Annotated in this window: 22 protein-coding genes and 4 pseudogenes; 5 read left to right on the top strand and 21 right to left on the bottom strand. The window is 32.3% G+C overall.

Annotation, left to right across the window (positions count from 1 at the left end):
- Positions 1-176 precede the first annotated feature (176 nt).
- The 15 genes and pseudogenes from HMPREF2578_RS08265 to HMPREF2578_RS08200 all read right to left on the bottom strand — a co-directional run.
- Positions 177-941: an alpha/beta hydrolase gene (locus HMPREF2578_RS08265; protein ID WP_017175649.1), complete on the bottom strand. Its 765-nt coding sequence runs from the start codon at positions 939-941 to the stop codon at positions 177-179.
- Positions 942-965: 24 nt separating this feature from the next.
- Positions 966-1,625, bottom strand: coding sequence for an ABC transporter permease (locus HMPREF2578_RS08260; protein ID WP_017175648.1), 660 nt, complete (start codon positions 1,623-1,625; stop codon positions 966-968).
- Positions 1,625-2,575: an osmoprotectant ABC transporter substrate-binding protein gene (locus tag HMPREF2578_RS08255; protein ID WP_017175647.1), complete on the bottom strand. Its 951-nt coding sequence runs from the start codon at positions 2,573-2,575 to the stop codon at positions 1,625-1,627. The genes HMPREF2578_RS08260 and HMPREF2578_RS08255 overlap by 1 nt, the downstream gene beginning before the upstream one ends.
- Before the next feature lie 18 nt (positions 2,576-2,593).
- Positions 2,594-3,226: an ABC transporter permease gene (locus HMPREF2578_RS08250; protein WP_017175646.1), complete on the bottom strand. Its 633-nt coding sequence runs from the start codon at positions 3,224-3,226 to the stop codon at positions 2,594-2,596.
- The gene (locus tag HMPREF2578_RS08245; protein ID WP_017175645.1) at positions 3,223-4,398 is read right to left on the bottom strand and encodes a betaine/proline/choline family ABC transporter ATP-binding protein; all 1,176 of its coding nucleotides are present in this window, start codon (positions 4,396-4,398) and stop codon (positions 3,223-3,225) included. The genes HMPREF2578_RS08250 and HMPREF2578_RS08245 overlap by 4 nt, the downstream gene beginning before the upstream one ends.
- A 132-nt stretch (positions 4,399-4,530) precedes the next feature.
- The gene (locus tag HMPREF2578_RS08240; protein WP_017175644.1) at positions 4,531-5,004 is read right to left on the bottom strand and encodes a thioesterase family protein; all 474 of its coding nucleotides are present in this window, start codon (positions 5,002-5,004) and stop codon (positions 4,531-4,533) included.
- A gap of 4 nt (positions 5,005-5,008) precedes the next feature.
- Positions 5,009-5,974: a 3-hydroxyacyl-CoA dehydrogenase NAD-binding domain-containing protein gene (locus HMPREF2578_RS08235; protein WP_017175643.1), complete on the bottom strand. Its 966-nt coding sequence runs from the start codon at positions 5,972-5,974 to the stop codon at positions 5,009-5,011.
- Complete coding sequence (locus tag HMPREF2578_RS08230) at positions 5,974-6,858, bottom strand: beta-keto acid cleavage family enzyme (RefSeq protein WP_017175642.1); 885 nt, start codon at positions 6,856-6,858, stop codon at positions 5,974-5,976. The genes HMPREF2578_RS08235 and HMPREF2578_RS08230 overlap by 1 nt, the downstream gene beginning before the upstream one ends.
- A 126-nt stretch (positions 6,859-6,984) precedes the next feature.
- A complete protein-coding gene (locus tag HMPREF2578_RS08225; protein ID WP_017175641.1) occupies positions 6,985-7,542 on the bottom strand; it encodes a TetR/AcrR family transcriptional regulator in 558 nt (185 codons plus the stop codon).
- 471 nt (positions 7,543-8,013) lie between these two features.
- Positions 8,014-8,163, bottom strand: a pseudogene (locus tag HMPREF2578_RS11055) (GNAT family N-acetyltransferase); the annotation flags it as partial.
- 23 nt (positions 8,164-8,186) lie between these two features.
- A pseudogene (locus HMPREF2578_RS08220) lies at positions 8,187-9,508 on the bottom strand (ISL3 family transposase).
- A 159-nt stretch (positions 9,509-9,667) separates the two neighbouring features.
- Positions 9,668-11,308 carry a mercury(II) reductase gene (merA, locus tag HMPREF2578_RS08215; RefSeq protein ID WP_017175640.1) on the bottom strand — a complete coding sequence of 547 codons (1,641 nt, stop codon included), beginning with the start codon at positions 11,306-11,308 and terminating at the stop codon, positions 9,668-9,670.
- A gap of 28 nt (positions 11,309-11,336) precedes the next feature.
- Positions 11,337-11,729, bottom strand: coding sequence for an Hg(II)-responsive transcriptional regulator (merR, locus tag HMPREF2578_RS08210; protein ID WP_001863748.1), 393 nt, complete (start codon positions 11,727-11,729; stop codon positions 11,337-11,339).
- Positions 11,730-11,918: 189 nt separating this feature from the next.
- Positions 11,919-12,359: pseudogene (locus HMPREF2578_RS08205) on the bottom strand (GNAT family N-acetyltransferase); the annotation flags it as partial.
- Positions 12,360-12,447: 88 nt separating this feature from the next.
- Positions 12,448-12,633: pseudogene (locus tag HMPREF2578_RS08200) on the bottom strand (RimJ/RimL family protein N-acetyltransferase); the annotation flags it as partial.
- A 183-nt stretch (positions 12,634-12,816) separates the two neighbouring features.
- Here HMPREF2578_RS08200 and HMPREF2578_RS08195 point away from each other — a divergent pair.
- The gene (locus HMPREF2578_RS08195) at positions 12,817-14,391 is read left to right on the top strand and encodes a BCCT family transporter (RefSeq protein ID WP_017175637.1); all 1,575 of its coding nucleotides are present in this window, start codon (positions 12,817-12,819) and stop codon (positions 14,389-14,391) included.
- Positions 14,392-14,618: 227 nt separating this feature from the next.
- On the opposite strand, the gene lepB is transcribed toward HMPREF2578_RS08195, so the two are convergent.
- Positions 14,619-15,191, bottom strand: a complete 573-nt coding sequence (gene lepB / locus HMPREF2578_RS08190; RefSeq protein ID WP_017175636.1) for a signal peptidase I — start codon at positions 15,189-15,191, stop codon at positions 14,619-14,621.
- A gap of 206 nt (positions 15,192-15,397) precedes the next feature.
- On the opposite strand from lepB, the gene HMPREF2578_RS08185 reads away from it, so the two are divergent.
- The 4 genes from HMPREF2578_RS08185 to HMPREF2578_RS08170 are packed head-to-tail and all read left to right on the top strand — an operon-like array spanning position 15,398 to position 18,675.
- Positions 15,398-15,805, top strand: a complete 408-nt coding sequence (locus tag HMPREF2578_RS08185; RefSeq protein WP_037541632.1) for a YxeA family protein — start codon at positions 15,398-15,400, stop codon at positions 15,803-15,805.
- Positions 15,806-15,828: 23 nt separating this feature from the next.
- On the top strand, positions 15,829-16,587 hold the full coding sequence (locus tag HMPREF2578_RS08180) for an ABC transporter ATP-binding protein (protein ID WP_017175634.1): 759 nt from the start codon (positions 15,829-15,831) through the stop codon (positions 16,585-16,587).
- Entirely contained in the window at positions 16,577-18,457 is a 1,881-nt protein-coding gene (locus HMPREF2578_RS08175) for an FtsX-like permease family protein (RefSeq protein WP_017175633.1), read from the top strand. The genes HMPREF2578_RS08180 and HMPREF2578_RS08175 overlap by 11 nt, the downstream gene beginning before the upstream one ends.
- Positions 18,458-18,483: 26 nt before the next feature.
- Entirely contained in the window at positions 18,484-18,675 is a 192-nt protein-coding gene (locus HMPREF2578_RS08170) for a VraH family peptide resistance protein (RefSeq protein ID WP_017175632.1), read from the top strand.
- 42 nt (positions 18,676-18,717) lie between these two features.
- Here the strand turns inward: HMPREF2578_RS08170 and HMPREF2578_RS08165 are convergent, their stop codons facing one another.
- The 5 genes from HMPREF2578_RS08165 to noc form a co-directional block, all read right to left on the bottom strand.
- On the bottom strand, positions 18,718-19,293 hold the full coding sequence (locus HMPREF2578_RS08165; RefSeq protein ID WP_017175631.1) for a helix-turn-helix transcriptional regulator: 576 nt from the start codon (positions 19,291-19,293) through the stop codon (positions 18,718-18,720).
- 415 nt (positions 19,294-19,708) lie between these two features.
- Positions 19,709-20,251, bottom strand: a complete 543-nt coding sequence (locus tag HMPREF2578_RS08160; RefSeq protein ID WP_017175630.1) for a TetR/AcrR family transcriptional regulator — start codon at positions 20,249-20,251, stop codon at positions 19,709-19,711.
- Positions 20,217-20,612, bottom strand: coding sequence for a DUF3147 family protein (locus HMPREF2578_RS08155; protein ID WP_017175629.1), 396 nt, complete (start codon positions 20,610-20,612; stop codon positions 20,217-20,219). The genes HMPREF2578_RS08160 and HMPREF2578_RS08155 overlap by 35 nt, the downstream gene beginning before the upstream one ends.
- Before the next feature lie 18 nt (positions 20,613-20,630).
- Positions 20,631-20,993: a DUF3147 family protein gene (locus HMPREF2578_RS08150; RefSeq protein WP_017175628.1), complete on the bottom strand. Its 363-nt coding sequence runs from the start codon at positions 20,991-20,993 to the stop codon at positions 20,631-20,633.
- A 170-nt stretch (positions 20,994-21,163) separates the two neighbouring features.
- Positions 21,164-22,003, bottom strand: a complete 840-nt coding sequence (gene noc / locus HMPREF2578_RS08145; RefSeq protein WP_017175627.1) for a nucleoid occlusion protein — start codon at positions 22,001-22,003, stop codon at positions 21,164-21,166.
- Between the last annotated feature and the right edge of the window lie 45 nt (positions 22,004-22,048).

The raw sequence follows: 22,048 nt of genomic DNA, 5'->3' as shown, positions 1-22,048 counted from the left end.
TTTGTTTAATAACAAAATATCCTTTTTAATAAAACTCAATTGTTGCTATTGCCTTAAATAATATATATTGATTTTTAAATTAACTTGTAAATGAATAATCAATATTAAATCTTTCTATATAAGAATAAAATAATAAGACCACTAGTCAAAATTGTTAGACTAATGGTCTTATTATTTTATATATTATTTGTAAATATTTTAATTACTTTCTCAATAGCTTTATCCCAAAATGCATAATCATGTTTTCCTGGGCTCTTTATAAAGTCATACTGTACATTTTTTTTATCTAAATAGTTAATAAAATCTAAGTTACCTTTATAAAGTTCATCTTCTGTACCACACATAATTAATAACTCTGGTAAATCAATATTTTTCTCTATAGCTTTATCAACAAGATAATAAGGATCAAAATTACTACCAACTATTTCTTTATTCGTTCCGACTATAGATTCTGGTGAAAAATCATACCATTTGTAATTTTTAAGCATGGAAACGTCGAATGCGGCAGATAAAGGAGCAGCTTTAGAGAACAATTGACTTTGTGTTAGTGCAAATTTAATTGTTCCATATCCTCCCATTGAATGCCCTGCAATAAAATTATCTTCTCTTTTTCTAGACAACGGTAAAATCTGGTGTACATAATTGTAAACTTCTAAAATGTAATCATAATAACTGTGTCCGAAAGCCATATTCGTATAAAAACTGTGATCTGCATTAGGCATTATAATCGCTAATTGATATTCATTAGCATATCGTTCTATACTTGTATATCTTATATACGAGTGAGTGTCGCTAGATAGTCCATGAAATAACAACATTGTTTTAAGTTTTTTTGTCTCGTTCGATGGATCAAAGTAACTGTCATCTTCAGGTAAAATAATATTTAAAGATTGATGCATTCCAAGTGTTTTTGATAAGTAATTCATCTGGATTAAAGCCATATTATCTACTCCTTAAATACTTTATTAATTATTCGTTTGTGTAGCTGGATCTAATTTTTTCTCTACTAGACGTAAAACAATATCTATAAGAACTACTATCACAACAATTGGTAATGCACCAGCCAAGATAAATAGTGTACCATCAGTAGCATTCGTACCACGAATAACGACATCACCAAGTGAAGGCGCTCCAATGAACGAACCAACAGCAACAACACCTATTGCAACTACGAGTGCAATACGTATGCCACCAATAATTACTGATAAAGAAAGTGGTAACTCAATCATACGTAAGACTTGATTACGTGTCATTCCCATTCCTTTTCCAGCATCTTTAATATTAATATCTACTTCTTTAATACCGGTATAAGTATTTTTTATAATTGGAAGTAAAGCATACAAGAATACTGTAAAAATAACCGTATTGATGCCTAATCCTATTACTAACATAAGCATCGCTAACATCGCAATGACAGGAACAGTCTGTATGATATTCGCTAAAGTAATGATAACGCCTGATAATTTTCCAAATCGTGCAATAATGATGCCTAAAGGAATACCTATAATTGACGCAAATAATACACCATACACTGACATTAGGAAATGATTAATAAACAATTCAAAAAGGTAGCCTGAATTTGTTTGATAGTAAGAAATAAGTTGTTCAAATAAATTACCATTCATTAATTTCGACCGCCTTTCTGTTTTGCATCATTTTCAAAATAATCATGTTTTTTCAAGAAATCTTCTGCTACTGTTGCTGGCTCTTTACCTTTTCCATCTGCTTGATAATTTAATTCTTGCATCTGTTCAGTTGAAATCTTACCTTCTAATTTTTCAATAATTGGTTTTAATTGTGGTTTTTCTTTTAATAGTTTATCTGTTGCTAAAGGACTAGCATCATAAGGTGGAAAGAACTGCTTGTCATCTTTCAGTACTTTTAAATCATAAGCCGCGATACGACCATCAGTTGAGTAGCCTACAGCGACATCTAAGTTACCTGAATGTAATGCGTCGTATACTAAACCAATTTGCATTGGTCTAACAGTACCAAAATGGATACCGTATTCTTGTTTAAATCCAGGATATCCATCACCCTTACGATTTTGCCATGAACTATCCATTCCTACTCTCAAATCTTTAGCATGTTTCTTTAAATCAGAAACTGTTTCTAAATTATATTTTTGTGCTGTTTCTTTTGTTACCATTAGTGCATATGTATTTTCAAAACCATATGAATTAAAGAAAGTCTGATTAAACTTTTCTTCAAATCCTTTTTGTGTCACTTTCATTGCTCTATCAGGATCTTTAATTGGATCTTCGCCTAATGCACCAGTTAAATCCGTACCTGTATATCGCGTACCTGACATATTAGCTTGGCCACTCGTAATAGCATTGTGTTGAATTACACTAGACCCTAAGTTATTGATTAAAGTTGGTTTAATCTTTCCATCTGTATCATGTTCAATGAGTAGTCTTAACATATGTGAAATAATTTGAGATTCACTTGTTCCTAGAGATGTAATTCTAACCTCATCATCTGAACTACTATTTTTTAAACCTGGCAAGCTACATCCAGATAACACAGTTAGACATAGCACTAAAACAACAATATACTTTTTACAATATTTCATAATGTCCTCCTTTATTGTTTATCTGGAAATTTTAAGTCCTTTTGGTATAATCCATTTTTCAATTTGAGCTAAAATTAAATCAACGATTAATGCTAACAACGTTACCAAAATCGTACCTACGATAATCATTTCTGGTTCATATAATGCTAAACCATTAAAGATTAAGTCACCTAAACCACCAGCGCCAACATAACTCGCAAGTGCTGCCCAACTAATCACATAGACTGACGACAAACGAATCCCACTTAGAACCATTGGTAATGCTAAAGGTAATTCAATATCTTTCATTAATTGAAAATTAGTCATTCCCATACTGCGGCCAGCTTCTACAATATTACGATCTATATTTTGAACACCCACAATTGTATTATTTAATATAGGTAGTAAAACATATATAAATAACGCAATAATTGCCGTTACTTTACCTACACCAAATAAGGGAATCATTAAAGCTAAAATCGCTAGTGTAGGAATCGTTTGTAAAATACCAGCTATAGTTAACGACACCTTTGATAGCTTTTCTTTCTTTGACAACAAAATACCTAAAGGAATGGCAACAATCATAGCAAGTATGAGAGCCATGATAGAAATGTAAAGATGCTCTAACGTTTTATTCAGTAACATACCACTATTTTCTACTAAATAATTCATACGTTATCAGCCCCAATTTCTTTAGGATCCACAATACCTTGATTTTCAGTAGTCGTTCCACCCCAAAGTGTATCATATACGATATCAACTAGGTTAGAACGTGTTACAAGTCCAATTAAAGTATGTCCGTCCGTATCAACAACAGGAACATTTCTTACATTACGCTTAAGAATGGTACGTACTGTATCTTGTAATTTACTATCTACCTTAACGCGATAAATATCACGTTGCATCGTATCAATTAATTCTTTTTTACTACGTAATCCTTGGTTGATATCTTCAATATCTAAATAACCAAGTAAATGATGTTGATTGTCAACGACAAAAATGGTATCTATACGATATTTTCTCATAATATTAACTGCATCATTTAATGATTCGTCAACATGTACAGTTATCGGCTTAATCATTGCGTCTTCTACAGTTCTAATATTTGGTCTATCTTGAATCAAGCGATTTTGTCCAATGAAGTCTTTAACAAAATCATTAGCGGGATAACGTAAAATATTATCTGGTGTATCATATTGCACTACTTTACCGTTCGTCATAATACAAATTTTATCTGCTAATTTAATGGCTTCGTCCATGTCATGCGTTACAAAAATAAATGTTTTTCCTAATTGTTGTTGTAATTTTTTTACTAAATCTTGTAATGTATCTCTTGTGATAGGATCCAAAGCACCAAACGGCTCATCCATTAAAATAATATCTTGTTCAGCTGCTAGTGCACGAATCACGCCAATACGTTGTTGTTGCCCACCAGATAACTGTGAAGGATATCGTTCTAAATACTCTTCAGGTAAATCAACAAGTTTAATTAGTTCTTTTGCTTTTTTATCTTTTTTTTCTTGCGACCATTTTAATAATTTAGGTACGAGTACAATATTCTCTTTAATTGTCATATGAGGCATTAAACCAATTTGTTGAATTACATAACCAATGCTTCTTCTCAATTCTACTGCATTGATATCTTTAATATTTTTGCCATTAATTGTAATTTCGCCCTCTGATGATTCAATCATTCGATTGATCATTCTTAATGCAGTTGTTTTTCCACTACCACTCGTTCCAATAAAAGCGATAAAGTCTCCTGATTCAATATCAATATTCATATTATCTACCGCTTTCTTACCACCTGCATAGACTTTTGATAAGTTTCTAATGCTTAACATATGTCCAATTCCTCTCTATCTATCATTTATTAAAAAAGAGAACTTAAAGTGAATGTTATACAAAGTTTACTAAGTAAAAACAAGGCACATTAAGTCCTCAATATTTCAAGCATTCGATTATCAATACAAACTTTATTTGTTTCTACTAATTCCGATTTGATGGCCTAATTGTTTAGGCACATTTACATCAGAAGTTTGGTTAAAATACGCTACTATAGATTCTGTAATACTTTTAGGAAATGGAGCCGGTCGGTTTGTGACTGTATCTATTCCCATTAGCATAACTTCATATACTGCGCTACATACCATGTCATCATTTAACATTTCCATAAAGATATGAAGTCTCTTACTATCATAATCATATAAACTCACTCTTACTTCAATAGGTTCATATTTCTTCATTTCTTTCAAAAATGTTATATGATTTTCTAATGTAAAAATGGTATAGTGTAACGATTGAATTCCTTCTTGATCAAGTCCAATGTATGCTAACCAAGCATCAGTTGCATCACTAAACACACGATTATATTCAGCATCATTCATGTGTCCATTGTAATCAACCCAAGATGATTTTACATCAGTATGATAAACAAACTGAGCTGTCATAGCTTTACACCTTCTGATGTTGCTTAGATTTTTTCATTGATGCTGTATCTTTAGGCCAGTATTCTTCTGCGAGTTGTTTTACTTTAATAAGGAATTCATTACGTTTTCGATCAAGTTCTGACATTGTATATCCTTGTGAAGTCGCTTCACTACCGCGTACCACTTTTTCATAAAGATCCTCTGTCAATTCGGGTGCAACTAACTTAGTCCATGGTTTTTTCAATGCAGGACCAAATTGTTTAAGCATATGTCTCATGCCACCTTCTCCACCTGCAAGATGGAATGTCATAAATGGTCCATATTGAGCATAACGTAAACCAGCTGCATGCGTAAATGCTTTATCTACTTCTTCTGTTGTTGCAATACCATCATTAACAATATGTAATGATTCTCTCCATAATGCTTCCATTAGACGATCTGCAATATGTCCTTCAATTTCATTTCGCACATGAAGCACATCCATACCAATACTCTCATAAACTTCTTCAGCCTTAATAACTGTCTCTTCTGAGGTGTTTTGACCTGGTACAATTTCAACAAGAGGTAAAATATATACTGGGTGAAAAGGATGTGCTACTACTAAACGTTCAGGGTGTTTTAAATTCTTTTGTAACTCAGTTGGCATAATACCAGAGGTACTTGAACCGATAATGGCAGACGGTTTCGCATAAAAATCGATTTCTTTTAAAACAGCATCTTTAATCGATTCTACTTCAGGAACGTTTTCTTGAATAAGATCTGCATCCTTAACTGCCGATTTTAAATCAGTAGTAAAGCTTAAATTATCCAACGATGCTCCCTCAGATAATCCCATTTCTTTAGCATAAGGCCAGTTTTGTTTAACTTGTGTTAGCATTCTTTCATAGGCACCATCACTAGGATCTGTAGCAATAACTTCGTGGCCGTGGGCGAGTATTCTTGTTATCCATCCGCTACCAATCACGCCTGTTCCAACTACTGCAAACTTCATTATTTATCTCCTTTATTATTTTTAAGATTAAATTTTTCTCTTGCTTCTGCAGGTGTTAATGGTATTAAATCATATTCTTTCATTATTTTTTTAGCTTCTTCAACTAATGCTTCATTTGTTGCTTTAACACCTTTTGAAATATACAGGTTATCTTCAAGACCAACACGAATATTTCCACCACGTTTAGCAACTTCTCTAACTGTTGGTAATTGCATTCTACCAATACCAAATGCAGACCATTGCGCACCTTCAGGGATTCTTGAAATAAGATAGTCTAACGTCTGAGCATCATTTTCAGCACCCCAAGGTATACCTAAACAAAACTGGAACATAGGTTGTTCGACTAAACCTTCATCAACAAGTTGCTTTGCAAAACTGACATGACCTGTATCAAAACATTCAAGCTCAGGTTGTACACCTGCATCTTTAATCATTTGTGCTTGTTCTCTCAGCCATGAAGCGGGACTAATATATATCGAATCTCCCATATTAACGCTGCCACAATCAAGCGTACACATTTCTGGTAATGTGTCTCCTACTGGTCTATGACGCTCTTTTGGTGTTTGAATCCAGGTTCCTTCACCGCCTGTTTCTGGGTGTTGTTGACTTGGGATAAAGTCGCCACCGCCACCAGCTGTTACATTAATAATAATATCTTCGTCTGCCTCTCTAATGAGTCTTACGGTTTCACTATATAGTTCTGGATCATGACTCACCCCACCTGTTTTAGGGTCTCTAACATGAATATGTGCTACTGTTGCTCCAGCTTTTGCACACTTAATTGCTGAATCAGCAAGTTCTTGAGGTGTTACTGGAACATTTTCATTTTTGTCAATTGTATCTCCAGCGCCTGTAATTGCTGCAGTTAATACCACTTTTTTCAAGGTAAGCACTCCTTTATATTTTAAATACGTTATAAACTATACCAACTGGTCGGTAAAGTTTCAACCATGACATAAAAAATAAGCTGAAAAGTTTCATTCTCACCTAACAGCTTAAAACCTGAAAATTTATTTTTTTTCTTTATTAATACCTACTTCTACTTTTTCTTTTAACCGATTTATTACTTTTTCACGCATTGCTTCGTCAACTGCACTTATTCCAAAAACTTCTGATAACCATAAACCATCAACGGCTAACCTAATGATTGTTGCATCTACTTCATCTAGACCGTCATTAACAATTTGAGATTGCCAATCTTCATATAAAGATTTTAATGGTAAGAGTAGCGCTTTATTTGAACCTTGTGCAGCAAGCATTGCAGAAGTAATAGGCGCATTTTCAACACGATGTTCTTTCGTTGCTTCAATAAACGCATTTAACCATTGTCCTTGTTTACAATGTGTATTATCAATATGGCTATTTACATTTTCTCGATATAATTCATTAGCATAATTGACAAGCTCTTTTATTAAACCTTCTCTATTTTTAACATGATAAAGCAAACCACCCTTGCTTATACCTGCTTCTTTTGCTACTGCATCTAATGTTAAATAGTCAGTACCTTGTCTATTTACTATATTAGCTGCAGATTCTAAAATATACTGTTTCTTAGATTTCCTTGCCACCAATTCACCTTCTTTCAATTAAAATCAATATTGTTTACATATTACTCTTAAATAGATAGAAATTATTATATTATATAAATTATTTTAAAAAAAGTTTTACGTTCTAATCTCTTTAACTATATTCAAAATGATTACACTTAAAAAATGTATAAAGTTAAGAGTAAGATAAAGAATTCAAAATGCTTTCTTCTTTCTATCTCAACTATGTATATAACCTAATTTATATTGAATGTAAACCTCCTTTATGAAAGTTTTAGTTCCAGAACTTAAATCAAATTGAACTTAAATTTTTAACCTTTTGTATTGATTGTATAAGAGTAGAAGCGAAAACTTAATATAAGTGTATTTTTCCATTTTAATTATTGATTACCTTTGTATTAAAATATAAGAAACGCTCATTTAAAACGCTTTCTGTCAAGTAGATAATTAAATAATTAAAAGCTATTATTAATTTTAAATAATTTCTCATCTTTAAATTTGACTTTCATATTCTTTTCTCAACAAGCTATACACATAACTATCTGAGAATTCCCCTTGTAAACATTCATCACTTCTCAATATACCCTCTTGTGTGAATCCAAGTCTTATTGGTATAGCTCGGCTTTTCTTATTTTGGGTATTCGGATTTTATGGTGGAAAAGGGCTTATAAATCACCCTTCTCCAAATTCTTAATAAGTGTGGAAAATCGACACCAAAGTTGTCTGTAATGTCGTGGTCATTCACTTCATACCAATTGAAAGTATCGTATAACATAGCTTTATTGAAAGCACTTGAATTAAATCGTGGCTTACGCTTTTTATGGAGCTTCTCATTGAAAAGGATTTTGGCTCGTAAGGCATCAAACGAGTAACCTCTACCCATTCGCTCTACCTGCCTAATAATGCTGTTAATTGACTCCGTATAAGCATTAGTGAGCCTTTTATCAAAGTAGTTGAATATTTCGACATGCCAGTTGTCTACGGCTCTCACGAGGTCTTTATATGCGTCTTTAGAGTTGCTGGACATACAACGGTGTCTCCATTGACTATAACGAAGATGACCTTCATCTGGATCAGGAGTATCCCATATCCAGTAAAACTCTTCTTTGAGTTCATAGGCTTCTTTTAAAGCAGGAAGATTACCTAACCAAGTATCTAAGAGGAATGATTCACGTTCATTTAGATCGTGTTTACGCTTTAGAAGGATAAACCTTTCACGCATAAGGGTACGTCTTTCTTTTTGGCTCATATGGGCTTTCAAAGACTTTCTGACGTTATCTAAGGCTTGATTAGCCATTCTAACTACATGAAACTTATCTACGACAACTTTAGCGTGTGGAAGGATAGTGTTCACTGCGTCTTTGTAAGGCTTCCACATATCCATTGTGACGTACTCAATGTAAGTCCTGTCACTGATTTCTGAAAGACGTTGGATGAATGTTTCCTTGTTACGGTTAGGCTTGATGTCATAAATAGTCCTGCGTTCAATATTAGTCAATACAAGCCGAGGTCTACGGATAATATGTATCTCGTCTATCCCAAGCCACTTAGGAGTTTCAAACTGGTATTCACGTTCTTTGAGTGCCACATAGTCCTTAAAAACGTTCCTAATGGTTTTCTCGTCAACACCAACGCTTTCTGCGACTTCTACAAAGGTCTTAGACATGGATTGCTCTTGAATGGACTTTAAAAGCCTTTTGGTCATACTACGCTTTTCATCTACAGATATTAGGCGTTCCCAGAAGGTAGATCCGCATTCACGACACTTGTATCGTCTACGGTTCAATTGTAAGCCCACTCGCTTTAAACGAATGGGCAAATCCATAATTAGTTGATTTCTTGAACTGTGTTTGTACAACTTGTCAAAACCACATTCAGGACAACGTTCAGGTGGTCCAACTGCTTCAACTTTAAACATCATATCGGTTTCATTTTCTTGTGGCGGTTCTATTGTTTTAATGTCTGGTGGGGGTAATAAGTCTGACATATTATTCATCCTTTATTACTCTGCGGTGTTAAGGTATCAATTATAGATTTGATGTCGAAATCATCAGTGTTAAATTATTTTTGTGACCACAAATGCACTTAGAAAATCCCTTAAAGCATTAGCTGGTTCACTTGAATAGGGAGTTGTAAAAAAGTTCCCTTAGCCTGCACAACAAGATAATTTCGAAATATCTTTATCGAACGTAAGTGCAGCTAATTTTAGCCCTTCAGCCATTGTTAAATATGGTGCTAGGGTTTCTGTTAAATCTTCTATCGTTAAGCCAAATTTAACAGCTAATGATGCAGCATAGATGACATCTCCTGCATTCTCAGATACAATATGAACCCCTAATACTTTTAGTGTTTCTGCATCTGCTACTAGTTTAAATACACCGGTTGTTTCACGGTTTACAATTGCTCTTGGAACAGCATCTAAAGGTAATACAGATGTCTTCACATCATACCCTTTCTCTTTTGCTTGTTCTTCTGTTAAACCAACCGTTGCAACCGTCGGATTCGTAAACGTAACAGCAGGAACTACCGATAAATCTATTTTTTTGTTTAATCCACCAATAGCATTATCAGTAATAATTCCACCTTCATAGGCTGCTACATATACAAATTGTGGTCCTAAAGTCACATCTCCTGCTGCATAAATCTTTTCATTACTTGTTTGACCAAAATCATTGATCAGGATTTCATTATTTTTTCCAGTTTCAACACCTGCTGCACTTAAATTTAAAGAATCCGTATTTGGTTTTCTTCCAGTGGCAACAAGTAACTGATCTGATTCAATGACTTCTCTACTGCCATTTACTGTTACGTAAACCCTTTTTATCTCTCCACTTTGTTCAACACACTCAAAAGTTGCCCCTTTGACAAGGTTTATACCCTGTTCAATTAACGCTTTTTCAACTGACTCTGAAATCTCAGGATCATACTCCTTTAAAAGTCGCTCACTTCTTTGCATAAGCGTTATTTCTGAACCTAAATGATGAAATAGTTGTCCAAGCTCCATTCCAATGTATCCTGAACCAATTACAGTTAATCGTTTTGGTATTTTCTTTAACTCAAGAAGTGTTGTACTAGTTAAATAGTCCATTTTTTCAAGTCCCGAAATTTGGGGCAACGAAGGCGATGCACCTGTTGCAATTAAAAAGCGTTTTGCAGATAACTTTGCCCCATTGACCTCAACCGTACTAGCATCAACGAATTTTGCTTCACCTTTAATTAAATCAAAATTGTATTCATCAATTAAATCCATATATTTTTGATTCCGAAGTTCGCTCACCAATTTATCCTTTTGCGTGATTAAACTAGCTAAATCCACTTCTCCAGCGGATGTTTGTAAACCTATAAACGGATTGTCTTTTGATAAATGATTGATTTCCCCTGCCCTAAGAAGAGTTTTTGACGGAACACAGCCAATATTCACACAGGTTCCCCCAACCGTTCCACGCTCAATCATTCCAACTTTTGCACCGTATTCTATAGCTTTAATTGCCGAAGAAAAGGCAGCAGCACCAGAACCAATAATAAGAAGGTCATAATTGTCTTCATTAATTAACGCCACGTTTTCTAGTGATGATACTTCTTCAATTTCTCCGGCTTGGTAATTTGCTTCATCAATCGCCTTTATTGCACTTTCAACCTCAATATCATCGGGCAGTTCAAATACTGCTTCACCACGACGATAACTAGACTCAATATTTTTAGCACCTATCTTTTCAAGTGCTGATTCTACGTGTTTTTCACAACCCGTACAAGTCATTCCTGAAATGTTTACCTTAAATTTATTCATAAAAAAGCTCCTTTCGTTAATTAATCTCTCATGTTAATGTTTCTATTATTGGACACGAATGTAATTGCTTTTCATCTGGACATCGTTGTTTTAAGTCGTCTAACATAGTTTCAATTCGTTTTAAATCCTCTATTTGTTTTTGCACTTCCTTTTGTTTTTTAGAAACAAATTCGAACATATCTTGACAACGAACTTCATCTTTATCTACAACACCAAGTAATTTATAAATCTCGCTTAAAGAAAAACCAAGTTCCTGTATTCGTTTAATAAACCCAACACGCTTAACGTCATCATACGAATATATCCGATAACCAGCTTCCGTTCGGTGAGGTTCTTGTAATAAATTTTTTCGCTCGTAATATCTGATCGTTTCTTTATTAACTCCACATTTATCTGCAAACTCACTAATGCGATAAATCATCTTATTTCACCCCATGAATATTATAAACCGTGTACCATAGTACACGGTCAAGTAAATTGGACTATTTTATTTTTTTCCCAAAGTATCACTCGTATGTGATTGATACTTTTATATAATACTATTGATTATCCTAACATCCCGCCAGAAAATCCGATTTAAACACCAGTTGTTTTTAAACTATTAAGAAAGTAATTCCACTATATATTCCGAAGACCCCTTATTTTTAATAGACATTTGTATTTCGATTCGATTAATATCATATTCTTCATATACATATTGAATAAGTGCTTTAGTGCATCTAGTCATGATGCCTTTCTTCTGGAAATCTTCAGCTAAATAATAACCAATTGAGGTACGTTTATTAACTAAGTCTAAATAATGTAATCCAATAACACCAATCAGTTTTTTATCACTCCATATTCCACAATGAAACCCATTACCATCGATAAATTGTTGTAAAGCTGAGTGGATAAAGTGTTGACTATCTTCTACCCTCTTTGTATGTTCAACAAAAGGTAAAAATTCCGCTAGATATTTGCGGTTACTATCTACTAATTTAAATAACTGCCCTGCTTCTCGTTCTTCTAATATCTTTAATTTAATATCTTTATCTATTTGATAACCAAAGATCATAACTATCCCACCCGCTTATATAATTATTAATGAACCTTAAAGAAAAAAACCGCTACTAAAGAGGATATGGAAATCCATCTCCACGCGCAAATTGTTGTAAGGCCGACTGAATAAACTTCTTACTGTGTTCAACCTCAGTTGTGTATGCTACAAATGGCAAGAACTCCGCTAGATACTCACGATTACTATCTACTAATTTAAAAAGTTGATCCGCTTCTCGTTCTTCTAATATTTTTAATTTTAAGTGGTCATTAATTTGATATCCAAACATAATTAAAACCTCCTATATTTTCAAAATATTCGATAAATTATAAGTATAATAACATAATTACATACATTAAAAACATAAACTTATTAAATATTTGTAAAATTTTAAACTTATTCATTATTCTTTTAACGATATATGTTAAGCTTTTATACATCTGTTTTATTAAATTTGAAAGGAGTTAAATACATGGAAAACAAATCTAAACAGTTTTCAAATGTATTTATTTTTGCTTCAGTTATTGTAGGGTTACTGGTAATTATTGGAGCCATCTTCCCTAATCAATTTGGTTCAATTTCTGGAGCAATCGGAAGTTTTATTACAGAAACGTTTGGTTGGTACTATATGCTACTTATTAGCATTATTCTGATATTTTGTATCACACTTATTTTTCATCCAATTGGAAAGCTTAAGTTAGGAAAACCTGATGATAAACCAGAATTTAATACCATTTCATGGTTAACAATGCTATTTAGTGCAGGTATGGGTATTGGACTTGTATTCTATGGATCTTCTGAGCCCATTTCACATTATCTATCGCCACCAACAGCGAGTAAAGAAACAGAAGCTGCTCTAGCTGAAGCCATGCGTTCAAGTTTCTTACATTATGGACTACATCCTTGGGCAGTTTACGGTATTGTTGCATTAGCTCTTGCATATACACAGTTTAGAAAAAATGACTTAGGACTCATTTCTCGTACATTACGTCCTATTTTCGGAAATAAAGTAGAAGGTCCATTAGGTACTGTTGTAGATGTTTTAGCCGTTTTTGCTACTATTATTGGGGTTGCAGTGTCACTTGGTGTTGGCGCCATGCAAATTAACGGTGGTTTAAATTATTTATTTGGAGTGCCAAACAATAAACTTATTCAAGGCATTATTATTCTTATTGTTACAGTTTTATTCTTAATTAGTGCTTGGAGTGGTTTAAGCAAAGGTATTCAGTATTTAAGTAATTTAAATATGCTTTTAGCTGCGATGTTACTTATTATTATTCTAATTGTAGGTCCTACAATTTTAATTATGAATATGTTTACATCCTCAATTGGTGAATATTTGAATACACTTATTTTTAATAGCTTTGATGTTGCTCCACTTAACTCACAAAAACATGAATGGTTACAGTCATGGACTATTTATTATTGGGGCTGGTGGATGAGTTGGTCACCATTTGTAGGTATCTTCATTGCCCGTATTTCAAAAGGTCGTTCGATTCGTGAATTCGTTATCGCAGTATTAGGCGTTCCTACAATTATTAGTATGCTATGGTTTACAGCCTTCGGTATTACTGGTATTGAAATTGGTAAGCAATCTAAACATATCTTTAGTATGCCACCTGAAACACAATTATTTGGTATTTTCAATGAGATGCCTATGGGTGCAATTTTATCGTTTATCGCTATTATCTTAGTAGGCTCATTCTTTATTACATCCGCAGACTCAGCTACATTTGTATTAGGTATGCAAACATCATTTGGTCGTTTAAATCCATCCGGTTTTGTTAAGATTGTTTGGGGCGTCATGTTATCAGCGATTGCCTACGTACTTTTACTATCTGGTGGATCGACAGGTCTAGATGCTCTGCAATCAGCTGCTATTATTTCAGCATTACCATTTAGTTTTGTTGTTATTTTAATGATGATTTCATTTTTCAAAGATGCAAATCAAGAAAGAAAACTCTTAGGTTTAACCTTACAACCTGATCATCAACGTAAAAAGGACTATATTAAACATAACACAAACCAACAATCTAAAATGAAATAAGACAGAACCGGAGACATCATTAAATGTCTCCGGTTTTATATATATTAGTAGTCGATGATTGAATTGAAAAATGCATTTGTCACAAGCTTTTTTCAAGCTTAGTCCTCTTTTTGGAGACGACAAATTCAAAATAAATTCTAACTACTCTTGTAGTTTGTATAGGATAAAAACTCTACTATAAAATAAAAGGTCACAGCGAATTGAAGACATTCGTTGTGACTTTATTTTTAAAATGTTCCTGGATTGAAGTTAGTTTTCCATTCATTAAATGGCCAATATCTCCAAACGACTTTACCTACAAGTTGTTTTTTATCTACTAGACCTACAACATCAAATCGGCTATCTATACTATTTTGTCTATTATCTCCTAAAACTAAATATTTATCTTTAGGAAGTTTCATTTCACCATTTGAACCTTTAATTTGACTTGATTTAAATGAGCCTGTTAAATATTGACCTTGTTTATGTTTCTTATTGTAATCTAAATACGGTTCAGACACTTTTTTATTATTTACATATAATTGGTCTCCCTTATATTCTACTGTATCCCCTGGTGTGCCAATCACACGTTTAATAAAATCACGTTTTGAATCTTCATGAAATACAACGACATCACCATTATCAATGTGATTCATAGATTTAGAAATTTTACTTACAATCACTTTATTGCGATCTTGAAACGTTGGATGCATTGAAGATCCAGATACTGTATAAGATTCGCCAATAAACTTTGTTACTACAATAACAACCAGTAGCCCCACTACAATGGATATAACCCACTCCATGATTTCTCGTTTCACATTTCATCCCGCCTATCATCTTTTCTTATTCTCGATTACTTCTACTCTATCATACATACTTTTCAAACACGTTTCATTCTTCTTACGACTGATTTTTATTTAAATCTTTCACATTCGTAAGATACACCTCTTACTTTGTAAGGTTAGATAAAGGCACCGCTTCATTCACCCTTTTAAAATAAGAAGTGTAATAGAGATAAGGAGTGATGAGATTGAAATTATTATTAAGAATCATATTAACTATTCTTGTCATTATTGTAGTCATTATAGGTGGTTTATTTGGATTAAACGCATATTCAGACCAACATCCTAACAATCGTTCTATCAATGATTGGAATAAACTAAATCCCTTAGCACCAACGCATGAGTATTATGTTAAGACTCAAAAACCATCAAAAGTGGAAGTCGTTGATAAGGAAAAAGACTTCTATATCTACCATTACAATCAAACAGGTTACACCAAAGATGGTAAAGCTAAAAACATTGATTATACAGCGTCTAAAAAATTAAAACAACATCATTACTTAGTTGTAAGCGAAAAATCTCACACAATTACATCATATAAAGAAGTAAAACAATCAGACATTCCAACTAAAGCGAAAGAAAAATTATAAAACTTACAAGGAGTATGATAATCATGCCTATTTTAAACGTTAATCATGTATCAAAAATTTATGGAACGAAACAAAAATTTAAAGCACTACACGATATTAACTTTTCAGTCGATAAAGGAGAATTCGTTGCAATTATGGGACCATCTGGTTCAGGTAAGACAACCCTCCTTAATGTTATCAGTTCAATTGATAGCATTTCAGGCGGTACTGTAGAAATCAGTGGCAATGAGATAAACCAGTTATCTAATAAAAAATTAGCACAATTTCGTAAGAAAGAACTTGGTTTTATTTTCCAAGATTATAGCGTTTTACCTACATTAACAGTTAAAGAAAATATTATGTTGCCATTATCTGTCCAAAAAATGAAAAAAGATGAAATGGAAAAAAACTATCAAGACGTCACAGAGGCACTTGGTATTTATGATTTAAGTGATAAATATCCTAGTGAAATTTCTGGAGGTCAACAACAACGTACAGCTGCTGCACGTGCTTTTGTACATCAACCATCCATCATTTTTGCAGACGAACCAACAGGTGCACTTGATTCAAAAAGTGCACAAGATTTACTTCATCGCTTAGAAGATATGAACAAACAATTTAATAGTACGATTATTATGGTTACCCATGATCCTTCAGCAGCAAGTTTTGCACAACGTGTCATTATGTTAAAAGATGGCGATATTCATTCAGACATTCATCAACAAAGTAAAACAAAATCTAAATTTTATAATGAAATCATTCAATTACAATCAGCCCTAGGTGGTGTGGCAAATGACGTTTAATCAAATTACATTAAAGAATTTAAAAGGTAATATCAAACATTATATATTATATCTTTTTTCATTAATCTTAAGTATCATCTTATATTTTAGTTTTGTCACATTACAATACACACATAGCTTAAATAATGGTTCATCAAAAATAATCAATCAAGGTGCAAAAGTTGGTTCAGTTTTTTTATTCATTACGATTATCATTTTCTTAATGTATGCGAACCATCTATTTATTAAACGTCGCACACGCGAATTTGCATTATTCGAACTCATTGGACTAACACGTGGTAACATTCTTAGAATGCTTGCTATCGAACAAATCACTTTATTTATTAGTACAGGCATTATTGGCGTTATTATTGGTATTTTAGGTTCAAAATTATTGCTTTCAATATTAATAAAACTGATGCATTTACACATTCATGCATCTATAGGATTTGAAGTAGCTGCTTTAATTCAAACAATAATCATGCTAATGTTAGCGTTTATTTTAATTATGTTAGAAGATGCTATCTTTTTAAAACGAAGAACCATACTTTCTATGATGAAAGACAGTATGAAAACAGAGGCAGTAAAAGCGAAAATCACCATGCCAGAATGTATTGCTGGTATTCTTGGACTCATAATGATGATGTTAGGTTATTATATGTCTACAGAAATGTTTGGTAAATTTCAAGAATTAACGATGGCCTTATTAACGCCGTTTATTATTTTATTCTTAACTGTAGCAGGCGCATATTTATTTTTCAGAAGTTCAGTTTCAATTATTTTTAAATCTTTAAAAAAATCAAAACAGGGTCGTGTCTCTATCACTGATGTCGTCTTTACATCTTCGATTATGTATAGAATGAAGAAAAATGCGATGTCTTTAACTATTATTACAGTCATTTCAGCAGTTACAGTAACAATCTTGTGTTTCGGAGCAATTAGTAAAGCAAATGCTGACTTTAATATTCAATCATCGTCACCTCAAGATATTAACTTTACTAAAGTAAAGATGGCCCAACAATTTGAACATCAACTTAACCAACACGGTATACCATATACAAAAAAAACGTATGAAAATGCCAATACCCATATTATTGAAAATGATGTAATTAAAAGTAAAACGGGTAACGCAATGCAAAATGAAAGTATATCGATTATGGCTGATCCTCATATCAAAGGTAATCACGCTACAATTACAAATTTACAAGGTCCACTTTCAATGATGTTTAATGTTCAAATCCATAAAGATTTAAAACTAAAAGGGCAACAAGTAAAGACATTTTATGTAGATAAAAAAGATTTAAATGAAATCATTCCAATGGATGCTTCATTGGGTGGACCAGTACTTAAAATCAGCGCAGATAACTATAATGCTTTAAAAACAAAAAATCAACTTACACATCATTATGGTTTTAATATTAAGCATCATAGCGATCTTTCAAAAGCTGAAACATTAGCTAAAAAAGGAAAACAAAATGTAGTTTTAAAAAGTGAAAACAAAAAAGCAATTGATGAAAGTAATGGCATTCTTATATTTGTCACTTCTTTCTTAGGTCTTGCATTTTTAGTGGCAGCTGGTTGCATTATTTATATTAAACAAATGGATGAAACTGAAGATGAAATAAACCATTATCGTATTCTGCGACGTATTGGTTTTACGAATACAGATATGATAAAAGGACTAGCTTTAAAGATTATATTCAATTTCGGTTTACCATTAGTGGTTTCTTTACTCCATGCCTTTTTTGCAGCAAACGCATTTATGATGTTAATAGGTAATTATACATTGACACCTATCTTCATTGTCATGGTTATCTATTCACTTGTATATCTGATATTTGCAGTTATTTCGTTCATTCATTCAGAACGCATCATTAAAGATGCCATTTAAATAATAGATGGAAAGGAAATGTTAAAATGACTATTAAAGAAATGATTCAACACGCATATTACGACTTATTAAGTTTAAAAGTAAATTGGTTTAATGGTATCATGTTAGCTCTGATAGTATTAGTTGCTAGTAGTATTACAACGCCATTTATTGGTGTGCCGGTAGGCTTACTTGGCGGTGGCTATATTTTGAAAAGATACGAAGAAAACAAACATTAGAATTAAAAAAAGAAGCTCAAAATGAATTGAGCTTCTTTTTCATTAATATTTCAAAAATATCTCTGTTAAATATATACTCAAATAACACATACATAAAAATAAACCCACTATAAAAATAAAAGATAATATACTAGTAAATATATTCCTTTTTTCACTAGATTTTACTTCGTTTGGATCTTTACCATTCATAAAAGCTACTATTCTATCGTAGTTATCTAAATTATATTTATATTTAATTTTATCTATTTGAGTACCACTATAAAAGCTAATTAAAAAAAGAATAGCAATTATTATAAATCCCCATGAATTAAAATAATATAAGAGAGGACCTATAAGTATAGAAGACAAAGTAAATCCAATAATCATAACTAACGACCAAATGTTCATTTTTCTTTTTATAGATTCTTGTTTATTTGAATTTAAATCTCCTCTAACTAAATCATCTAGTGAGATATCAAACAACTCACACATTACTAGTAAATTATGAATATCTGGATAACTCTTTTCATTTTCCCAATTTGATATTGTCTGTCTAGAAACATATAATTTTTCCGCTAAGTATTCTTGAGAATATTCATCTCTTTCTCGATATTTTCTTATTTGTTGACCGATATCCATTCATTCACCTCGTTATAAATTAAACTATTTTTATTTAATTTTTAAAATCATAATACTATATTTATAAAAACGTTTTTTCTAATAAAAATCTATCAATTTTCTTTTACATTATCTTAGTTTTAGTGTAAAAAATGTTTTACATTTTAGTGTATTGCAATATTTTAGGATCTTTAGAACAAATATAAGCAAAGTATTGGTAATGAAACTCCTAAAGGGGTAGGACAAATTAAAGATTGAGACCTTAATCATAAATAAACATGAAAAGACTTTGAGTTGACATAAACTGAAACTATCCCCTAGGAAAGCGAAATCGTATAATACTGATTATTAATAAAAAACCCATAGATTAAAATCATCTACGGGTTATATAAGAATAAGAATTATACTCTAATTTCTTATAGTTTCAATATTTTTACTATTCAACATTATATGCATCTAAAATTACTTTTAATAACTTTTTAATATAAGCTTCATTAAGGACGTTAGGTTTAATCAATATATTAAAATAAATCGGTGAAAAAATTAAATCAATAAATAAATCTTGGTCCGCTTCGTCAATATATTTAGAAATAATAGTCTTCAATATTTTACGATTGCTATCAAAATAACCTTTCATAAATATGTCACGTGCTTCAGATTGTTGATAACTAATTAATATTTCAATCACAGCACGACCTAAATGAGTTTGATAAATATTCATAACTCTTATTAGAAAATGATACAATTCATCGTACATCGTTTTATAATCATTTTCAAAAACGTGGATTCGACTGACAAACATATCGACAATAATAGATGATTTATCTTTCCAACGTCTATAAATCGTCGCTTTAGAAACACCTGTATTTTCAGAAATTTGATCTATTGTCATATCTCTAAAATAAGTAGTTTCTAATAACTGATCAATTTCTTTAAATATTTTTTCATTGATTGTTGGATCTTTCGGTCTTCCAGCCATCTTTTCTCCTTCTTAAACGTGAAATAAATTCTACAATTTCAAAGATAATTACTGCACTAATAAACCATACAACAAAACCAACCAAAATACTAAGTAACCACTCATGTGTAGAATATAACATTGCCCATGTTGCTAAGATACTACATAATACACCTGTCATACCAAAAACTGCACCTCTACTAACATGTTTGGCAACGACATCCCCATGTTGCATACCAGTAATAAATAAAGAAACAAGAAATACTGCAGGTAATGTTGCAAAAACGCCACCTAATTCTTTCCAAGGTAGCATAACTGAAATAATATAACTTAACATAACAGCTAAACCACCCACGAGAAATTTGATAAAAGTTAATTTCATTAAAAAATCCTCCAAATATTAAGAAATGTGTCGTACCGCAAAAATAGCAATTGAAATGACTAACCAACAAATAAATGCAAACGCTGTACCTTTTTTATAATCTCGTTTACTTATATAAATCGACGTAATAAATACTGTAATAATGCAAGAAATAATACCTATTATAGCTCCTGAACTAAGATGTATCGACATTTGAATCAGCCGTTCTCCTCGATGATCTATGGCTAAAGCAATAATAGCTGCTAGGTAGACTGCCGGCATAGTCGCAATAATGCCACCCATTTTCCCTCCTACTTTCTCAGCCATAATCGATGCAAAGGCAACAGCGATACCTCCAATCACAAAATGAAGTATCGCACTTGAAATTGATATTCCGAACACATGAAACCCTTCTCACCTTAATTATTAAACGATACGTTTCGTTTAGTAATATTGTAATTCAATTTTTAAACTATGTAAATATGAAATAAAGAATCCATTATTATAAAATAGGTGACAAAAAAAGAACAGGATACTGAATGCAACATTCATTCTACCTGTTCTTTTAGTCATTAACGTTTATATAGTTTTATTTTAATTTCATAATAATCCTCGTGATCTTTATCACGATGCTCAACATGAATACCCGAGTCTTCAATGGCTTGAATACTCTTACCAACTTCATCACGTGCTTGTGTCAAATCTTTAGAAAATTGGAATGTTTTTGCTTTTACTTTTTCAGGGCCTAATTTTTGTTTCACACGAGCTTCTGTCTGTTTGACATTCAATTTCTGAGCAATAACTTGTTCAATCAATTGTTCTTGATCCGCTTCTTTTAAGGATAATACTGCGCGTGCATGGCGTTCTGTAATTTTACCTTCACGTAATCGTACAATTACTTTTGGTGCTAATTTAAGTAAGCGTAATTTATTAGCTATAAAACTTTGGCTTTTTCCAAGACTTTGCGCTAACTCACTTTGAGTGGTTTGTCCAATTTCAAGTAACTTTTTATACGCTTCGGCTTCTTCTATTGCAGATAAATTTTCACGTTGGATATTCTCAATAAGGGCCACTACAGCAGTTTCTTCATCATTCATATGACGAATAATGACGTCTGCTTTAGATTGATGCAAGGATTGTAATGCTCTAAATCGTCGTTCACCTGCAATAATTTCATACATATTCTCTTCTATAGGTCGAACGACAATGGGTTGTAATAACCCATGTTCTTCTATCGACTCAGCAAGTTCTGTAATTTTACTTGAATCAAACACTTGGCGCGGTTGATAACGGTTAGGTACGATACGCTCTATTTGAATGGATTCCACACTTGAATGACGATTTTCTTCAATATAATCAACGATGTCTTCTTTATTTTTTAAACCAAATAGTTTAGAAAAAGGTTTTTTCATTGTCCATTCACTCCTCTTAAAATCAATTTTAACATGAGTAACCGA

It is taken from the genome of Staphylococcus sp. HMSC072H03, from assembly GCF_001809305.1.
Classification (GTDB): Bacteria; Bacillota; Bacilli; order Staphylococcales; family Staphylococcaceae; genus Staphylococcus; species Staphylococcus hominis.
This window is presented reverse-complemented; position numbering and strand designations above follow the sequence as displayed.

Coding starts and splice junctions, on each gene's coding strand:
- HMPREF2578_RS08265 (WP_017175649.1), bottom strand. CDS start 941: ATGGCTTTAATCCAGATGAATTACTTATCAAAAACACTTGGAATGCAT.
- HMPREF2578_RS08260 (WP_017175648.1), bottom strand. CDS start 1,625: ATGAATGGTAATTTATTTGAACAACTTATTTCTTACTATCAAACAAAT.
- HMPREF2578_RS08255 (WP_017175647.1), bottom strand. CDS start 2,575: ATGAAATATTGTAAAAAGTATATTGTTGTTTTAGTGCTATGTCTAACT.
- HMPREF2578_RS08250 (WP_017175646.1), bottom strand. CDS start 3,226: ATGAATTATTTAGTAGAAAATAGTGGTATGTTACTGAATAAAACGTTA.
- HMPREF2578_RS08245 (WP_017175645.1), bottom strand. CDS start 4,398: ATGTTAAGCATTAGAAACTTATCAAAAGTCTATGCAGGTGGTAAGAAA.
- HMPREF2578_RS08240 (WP_017175644.1), bottom strand. CDS start 5,004: ATGACAGCTCAGTTTGTTTATCATACTGATGTAAAATCATCTTGGGTT.
- HMPREF2578_RS08235 (WP_017175643.1), bottom strand. CDS start 5,974: ATGAAGTTTGCAGTAGTTGGAACAGGCGTGATTGGTAGCGGATGGATA.
- merA (WP_017175640.1), bottom strand. CDS start 11,308: ATGAATAAATTTAAGGTAAACATTTCAGGAATGACTTGTACGGGTTGT.
- merR (WP_001863748.1), bottom strand. CDS start 11,729: ATGATTTATCGCATTAGTGAGTTTGCAGATAAATGTGGAGTTAATAAA.
- HMPREF2578_RS08195 (WP_017175637.1), top strand. CDS start 12,817: ATGGAAAACAAATCTAAACAGTTTTCAAATGTATTTATTTTTGCTTCA.
- HMPREF2578_RS08185 (WP_037541632.1), top strand. CDS start 15,398: ATGAGATTGAAATTATTATTAAGAATCATATTAACTATTCTTGTCATT.
- HMPREF2578_RS08180 (WP_017175634.1), top strand. CDS start 15,829: ATGCCTATTTTAAACGTTAATCATGTATCAAAAATTTATGGAACGAAA.
- HMPREF2578_RS08175 (WP_017175633.1), top strand. CDS start 16,577: ATGACGTTTAATCAAATTACATTAAAGAATTTAAAAGGTAATATCAAA.
- HMPREF2578_RS08170 (WP_017175632.1), top strand. CDS start 18,484: ATGACTATTAAAGAAATGATTCAACACGCATATTACGACTTATTAAGT.
- HMPREF2578_RS08165 (WP_017175631.1), bottom strand. CDS start 19,293: ATGGATATCGGTCAACAAATAAGAAAATATCGAGAAAGAGATGAATAT.
- HMPREF2578_RS08160 (WP_017175630.1), bottom strand. CDS start 20,251: ATGGCTGGAAGACCGAAAGATCCAACAATCAATGAAAAAATATTTAAA.
- HMPREF2578_RS08155 (WP_017175629.1), bottom strand. CDS start 20,612: ATGAAATTAACTTTTATCAAATTTCTCGTGGGTGGTTTAGCTGTTATG.
- noc (WP_017175627.1), bottom strand. CDS start 22,003: ATGAAAAAACCTTTTTCTAAACTATTTGGTTTAAAAAATAAAGAAGAC.